At 65.6% G+C, this 6,179-nt stretch carries 6 protein-coding genes; 2 read left to right on the forward strand and 4 right to left on the reverse strand.

The genetic code is table 11. The features are described from left to right. Positions 1-35: 35 nt before the first annotated feature. The 4 genes from BGO47_RS10325 to sdhC are packed head-to-tail and all read right to left on the reverse strand — an operon-like array spanning position 36 to position 3,567. Positions 36-830, reverse strand: coding sequence for a succinate dehydrogenase iron-sulfur subunit (locus tag BGO47_RS10325; protein WP_292711631.1), 795 nt, complete (start codon positions 828-830; stop codon positions 36-38). Positions 831-832: 2 nt separating this feature from the next. After that, positions 833-2,638, reverse strand: coding sequence for a succinate dehydrogenase flavoprotein subunit (gene sdhA, locus BGO47_RS10330; RefSeq protein WP_292711634.1), 1,806 nt, complete (start codon positions 2,636-2,638; stop codon positions 833-835). A gap of 36 nt (positions 2,639-2,674) precedes the next feature. Further along, the gene (locus BGO47_RS10335) at positions 2,675-3,133 is read right to left on the reverse strand and encodes a succinate dehydrogenase hydrophobic membrane anchor subunit (RefSeq protein ID WP_292711637.1); all 459 of its coding nucleotides are present in this window, start codon (positions 3,131-3,133) and stop codon (positions 2,675-2,677) included. Then, positions 3,133-3,567 carry a succinate dehydrogenase, cytochrome b556 subunit gene (sdhC, locus tag BGO47_RS10340; RefSeq protein ID WP_292711640.1) on the reverse strand — a complete coding sequence of 145 codons (435 nt, stop codon included), beginning with the start codon at positions 3,565-3,567 and terminating at the stop codon, positions 3,133-3,135. The genes BGO47_RS10335 and sdhC overlap by 1 nt, the downstream gene beginning before the upstream one ends. 212 nt (positions 3,568-3,779) lie before the next feature. Here sdhC and BGO47_RS10345 point away from each other — a divergent pair, with 212 nt between their 5' ends. Together BGO47_RS10345 and BGO47_RS10350 are read left to right on the forward strand one after the other, a co-directional pair. Further along, positions 3,780-4,895 carry a mannose-1-phosphate guanylyltransferase gene (locus BGO47_RS10345; RefSeq protein WP_292711642.1) on the forward strand — a complete coding sequence of 372 codons (1,116 nt, stop codon included), beginning with the start codon at positions 3,780-3,782 and terminating at the stop codon, positions 4,893-4,895. A gap of 161 nt (positions 4,896-5,056) precedes the next feature. Further along, positions 5,057-6,166: a BMP family ABC transporter substrate-binding protein gene (locus BGO47_RS10350; RefSeq protein ID WP_292711645.1), complete on the forward strand. Its 1,110-nt coding sequence runs from the start codon at positions 5,057-5,059 to the stop codon at positions 6,164-6,166. The last annotated feature ends 13 nt before the right edge of the window (positions 6,167-6,179 follow it).

Raw genomic sequence — 6,179 nt, forward strand, 5'->3', positions numbered from 1 at the left:
GGGTTAGGCATTGCGCGCCGCTGATGCGGCCCGGTTCAAGCCTTCCCGCGAAGCACCGCCTGCTTGACCTCGGCGATCGCCTTGGTGACCTCGATCCCGCGAGGGCACGCCTCGGTGCAGTTGAACGTCGTGCGGCAGCGCCACACGCCTTCCTTGTCGTTGAGGATGTTCAGCCGCACGTCCGCGGCGTCGTCACGCGAATCGAAGATGAAGCGGTGGGCGTTGACGATCGCCGCGGGCCCGAAGTACTGACCGTCCGTCCAGAACACGGGGCACGACGAGGTGCATGCCGCGCACAGGATGCACTTGGTGGTGTCGTCGAAGATCTCGCGGTTGGCGATCGACTGGATACGCTCCTTGCCGGGCTCCGGCGTCGAGCTCGAGATGAGGAACGGCTGCACCTCGCGGTACGACGCGAAGAAGGGCTCCATGTCGACGATGAGGTCCTTCTCCAGGGGCAGGCCCTTGATGGCCTCGACGTAGATCGGCTTGGAGATGTCGAGGTCTTTGATGAGGGTCTTGCACGCGAGGCGGTTTCGCCCGTTGATGCGCATCGCGTCCGACCCGCAGATGCCGTGTGCGCAGGAGCGGCGGAAACTCAGCGATCCGTCGACCTCCCACTTGATCTTGTGGAGGGCGTCGAGCACGCGGTCGGTCGAGTAGAGCTCGACGTCGTAGTCCACCCAGCGGGGCTCGGCATCCACCTCGGGATCGAAGCGACGGATGATGAAGGTCACCAGGAATGACTGGATGCCGGTGGACTCGGTGGACTGTTCGATGCCTGCGGCCGCGTCGGTAGGGGCATCCGTGGAGACTAGCGTCGCGCTCATCGTCAGTATTTCCTCTCCATCGGCTGGTAGCGGGTGATGACGACGGGTTTCCAGTCGAGGCGGATGTGGTCATCCGCGACCGACGAGTGCGGGTCGCCCGTGAGGTAGGCCATCGTGTGCTGCATGTAGTTCTCGTCATCGCGCTTGGGGTAGTCATCCCGCATGTGGCCACCGCGGCTTTCGAGCCGGTTGCGGGCGGTGACGACGACGACCTCGGCGATGTCGAGCAGGAATCCGAGCTCAACGGCCTCGAGCAGGTCGGTGTTGAAGCGCTTGCCCTTGTCGTCGACGTGGATGTTGAGGTAGCGAGCTCGCAATTCCTCGATGACGCCGAGCACGTGCTTCAGGGATTCCTCGGTGCGGAACACCTGGGCCCCCTTGTCCATCTCGTCCTGCAGCTTCTTGCGCAAGACGGCGATGCGCTCGCCGCCGGGGTTGTTGCGCAGTCCCTCGATCATCTCGCGGACTCCCGCTGCCGCGTCCTCGGGAACGTCGACGAAGTCGGCGGTCTTGACGTACTCGACCGCGTTGCGACCCGCGCGCTTGCCGAAGACGTTGATGTCAAGCAGCGAGTTGGTGCCGAGGCGATTCGAGCCGTGCACCGAGACGCAGGCGCACTCACCGGCGGCGTAGAGGCCGGGCACGACGGTCTCGTTGTCGGCGAGTACCTCGGCCTTGACGTTTGTCGGGATGCCGCCCATCGCGTAGTGCGCGGTCGGCATGACCGGCACCGGCTCGACCACGGGGTCGACACCGAGGTAGGTGCGAGCGAACTCGGTGATGTCGGGAAGCTTCGTCTCGAGCACCTCGGCGCCCAGGTGCGTGCAGTCCAGCAGCACGTAGTCGCGGTGGGGACCGGCGCCGCGGCCCTCGGCAACCTCCTGCTGCATGCAGCGGCTGACGATGTCGCGGGGAGCGAGGTCCTTGATGGTGGGGGCGTAGCGCTCCATGAAGCGCTCGCCGCTCGCGTTGCGCAGGATGGCTCCCTCACCGCGGGCACCCTCGGTGAGCAGGATGCCGAGCCCGGCCAGCCCCGTCGGGTGGAACTGGAAGAACTCCATGTCCTCCAGGGGCAGACCCTTGCGCCACACGATCCCGACGCCGTCGCCGGTGAGGGTGTGCGCGTTCGAGGTCGTCTTGTAGATCTTGCCGAACCCGCCGGTTGCGAAGATCACGGCCTTGGACTGGAAGACGTGCAGGTCGCCGGTGGCCAGTTCGTAGGCGACAACGCCGGCTACCTGAGTGTTGCCGTCGGCATCCTTCACCGTGATGAGGTCGAGGACGTAGAACTCGTTGAAGAAGTTGATGCCGAGCTTGACGCAGTTCTGGAACAGCGTCTGCAGGATCATGTGGCCGGTGCGGTCAGCGGCGTAGCAGGCGCGACGCACGGGGCTCTTGCCGTGGTCGGCGGTGTGGCCGCCGAAGCGTCGCTGGTCGATCTTTCCCTCGGGCGTCCGGTTGAAGGGCAGACCCATGTTCTCGAGGTCGATGACCGCGTCGATCGCCTCTTTCGCCAGGATCTCAGCGGCATCCTGGTCGACGAGGTAGTCGCCACCCTTGACGGTGTCGAAGGTGTGCCACTCCCAGGAGTCTTCCTCGACGTTCGCCAGGGCAGCTGCCATGCCGCCCTGGGCCGCGCCCGTGTGAGACCGGGTGGGGTAGAGCTTGGAGATCACCGCGGTCTTCGCGCCGGGGCCCGCCTCGATGGCGGCGCGCATGCCAGCGCCGCCGGCGCCGACGATCACGATGTCGAACTGGTGGTAGTGGACGCCGTCCTTGACGACGCTTTCGGCGCTCTGAGTAGTCACGGGTGCTGTGCTTTCGATGTCAGGTGAGCGGCGGGATTACGAGGCACACAGGCCGATGATCGTGTCGGACGCGGTAGCCGGGTCGAATCCGAGGCAGGGGTCGAAGGTGAAGACCACAAGGGTTCCGAGCAGGATCAGAAGCGCCGCGGTGACCCAGATCGCCGCCACGAGCACGGTGCGCGTCTTTGCATGGGTCACGTAGTCGTTGGTGATGGTGCGCATGCCGTTGGCGCCATGAATCAGCGCCAGCCACAGCATGAGGACGTCCCACCACTGCCAGAACGGGGTGCTGAGCTTTCCAGCAACGAACGCGAAGTCGATCGCGTGGATGCCGTCACCGATCATGAGGTTGACGAAGAGGTGGCCGAAGATCAGCACCACGAGCACCACGCCGGATGCTCGCATGTAGACCCAGCCCCACTTCTCGAGGTTCACGCCGCGGCGGCGCGGGGTCGCGTGGGAGGCACGGGGCTCTGCGATGACGGGAGCGCTCATCAGTGGCCGCCTCCCATCGTGCTGAAGACATTGATGAGGTGACGCGGCGTGAAGCCGATCATCGTCACCGCCCAGAGGCCGAGCACGATCCACCAGAGCTGGCGCTGGTAGCGCGCGCCCTTGGACCAGAAGTCCACGATGATGATCCGCAGCCCGTTGTAGGCGTGGTAAGCGATCGCGCCGACCAGGAAGACCTCACCGATGCCCATGATCGGGTTCTTGTACGTGCCGATCACCGCGTTGTAGGCCTCGGGCGAGACCCGAATGAGGGCCGTGTCCAGGATGTGGACGAGAAGGAAGAAGAAGATGGCGACGCCGGTGATGCGATGAAGAACCCACGACCACATTCCCTCGTGACCGCGATACAGCGTTCCACGAGGGGTCTTGGAGGTGGTTTCGGATACCGACGGTGTGACGCGTGCTGGTGCAGACACGGTCGTCCTCCCTGGATCGAACACGAGCGGGGCGGTCAGTGCCCCAACGGGAACCTGGCGCAGGTCCCTCGGCGTCACTCGGGCGCGTAGCCCATCCTATTGCGCCCTGAGCGGACACGGCTCTTAGGTGACCCTTAGTTCGGGGGTAGTGCTGTTGCTCGCTGTCACCTCCAGGACACGTCCTCGAAAGGACGCCCCAGTAGCCTGGGGGCATGTCTCAGGAGATCTCCGACTTCTACGCCGTCATCCCCGCGGGAGGCATCGGCAGCCGGCTCTGGCCGCTCTCCCGTGCCGACGCGCCGAAGTTCCTGCACGACCTCACCGGATCCGGGCATTCCCTGCTCCGTGACACCTGGGATCGGCTCGAGCCCCTGGCAGGAAGCGAGCGCATCGCCGTGGTCACCGGGCGCGCCCACCGCGCCGCGGTCGAGGCCCAGCTGCCCGCGGTGCCCGACCGGAACGTCTTCCTCGAATCCGAGCCCCGCGACTCGACAGCTGCGATCGGACTGGCGGCCGCCGTGCTCGTACGCCGTGAACCCGACGTCATCATCGGCTCTTTCGCAGCCGACCACGTCATCCGGCCTCCGCACCTCTTCCAATGGGCGGTGCAGCAGGCAGTCGCGGTGGCACGGCAGGGATACATCTGCACGATCGGGATCCAGCCTTCCGAGCCCTCGATCGGCTTCGGGTACATCAAGAAGGCAGACGGGCTCCTCGTGGATGGCGCGCCGGAGGCCGCAACCGTCGAGCGCTTCGTGGAGAAGCCCGACCTTGAGACGGCGCGCGCTTATTTCGCCGATCGCTCGTACCTCTGGAACGCGGGAATGTTCATCTCCCGCGCGGATGTCCTGCTTGCCGAGATCGAAGCGAACAACCCCGAGCTGCACGCCGGACTGATGGAACTCGCCGAGGCGTGGGATGATCGCGACCGCCGAGGACCGGTTGTCGACCGCGTCTGGCCGGCCCTCACCAAGATCGCGATCGACTACTCGGTTGCCGAGCCGGCCGCGGAGAAGGGCAAGCTTGCCGTCATCCCCGGGCACTTCGACTGGGATGATGTGGGCGATTTCGCGAGTCTGGCAAAGCTCAACTCCCACGGCCGCAAGAACGACCTCGCGATCCTCGGCGAGAACGCCCGCATCCTCTCTGACGCATCCAGCGGCATCGTCGTGTCGCAGACCTCGCGGGTGATCAGCCTGATCGGCGTGCAGGACATCGTCGTCGTCGACACCCCTGATGCTCTCCTGGTGACAACGAGTGAGCACGCGCAGCGGGTGAAGGGGGTCGTCGACGCGCTCAAGCTGGGCGGTCGCGGCGACGTGCTCTGACATGCCAGGGCCCGGGCGCGAGCAGTTTGCGTGACGACTCTATTGCGGGTTTGTAACCATTGCTCAGTGGTGGCTGTCTGGGGCATGCATCGTGGCGATTCGCTCGGTAGATTCTCCAGATGCACCCGCCGTCTGGGCGGGCCCTTCACCTGGAGGCACAGTTGACCATTTCCACCCGTAAGCGCGTGCTCGGCGGCCTCGTGGCCGCAAGCATGTTCGTTGCTCTCGCCGGCTGCGCGTCGGCCCCCACCGACACGGAGACCACCGCAGCTGCCGGCGGCGACGTCGTCGAGGGCTTCCTGCCCTGCATGGTCTCGGACGCCGGTGGCTTCGACGACAAGTCGTTCAACCAGCTCGGCTACGAAGGCCTCGAGCGTGCGGCTGATGAACTGGGCGTCGAATTCAAGACGGTCCAGTCCGACTCGGAGTCTGACTTCGCGCCGAACCTCACCAACCTGGTCGACCAGGGCTGCACCATGATCATCACGGTCGGCTTCGCGCTCGCTTCCGCTGCCGGTGAGTCGGCTCTGGCTAACCCCGACATCGAGTACGTCTCGATCGACGACGTCGTTGACAACGACTTCGACGGTGAGACCGACGCTCCGAACATCAAGCCGATCGTGTTCGACACGGCGCAGGCCGCGTTCCTCGCCGGCTACGCCGCAGCGTCGTACTCGACCGCTGGCAAGGTGGGCACGTTCGGTGGCATGAACTTCCCGACGGTCTCGATCTTCATGGACGGCTTCGCTCAGGGCGTTGCGTACTACAACGAGGCCAACGGCGCCAACGTCGAGGTCCTCGGCTGGGACTCCGCCGCGCAGGATGGCGTGTTCACCGGTGGCTTCGTCGCCAACCAGGACGCGATCAACGCCGCGCAGGGCCTGGTCGACCAGGGTGTCGACGTTCTGCTCCCGGTCGGTGGTCCGATCTACCAGAGCGCCGCGTCCGTCATCCGTGACTCGGGCCGCGACATCGCCCTCATCGGTGTCGACGCCGACGTGTTCGAAACTGACCCGACCGTTGCCGACCTGCTGCTCACCTCGATCCGCAAGCTGATCGACGTGGGTGTCGAGGACGCAGTCCTGGCCGCCGGCATCGGCGAGTTCGACCCGGCGCCGTTCGTCGGCACCCTCGAGAACGGTGGCGTGGGCCTGGCTCCGTTCCACGACTTCGAGAGCAAGGTCTCGCCTGACCTGCAGGCCGAGCTCGACGAGATCGCCGCGGGCATCATCGACGGATCGATCCCGGTCACGTCGTACCTCGCGGGCTGATAACCCTCAGTGG

The organism is Microbacterium sp. 67-17 (assembly GCF_001898325.1).
Taxonomy (GTDB): Bacteria; Actinomycetota; Actinomycetes; order Actinomycetales; family Microbacteriaceae; genus Microbacterium; species Microbacterium schleiferi.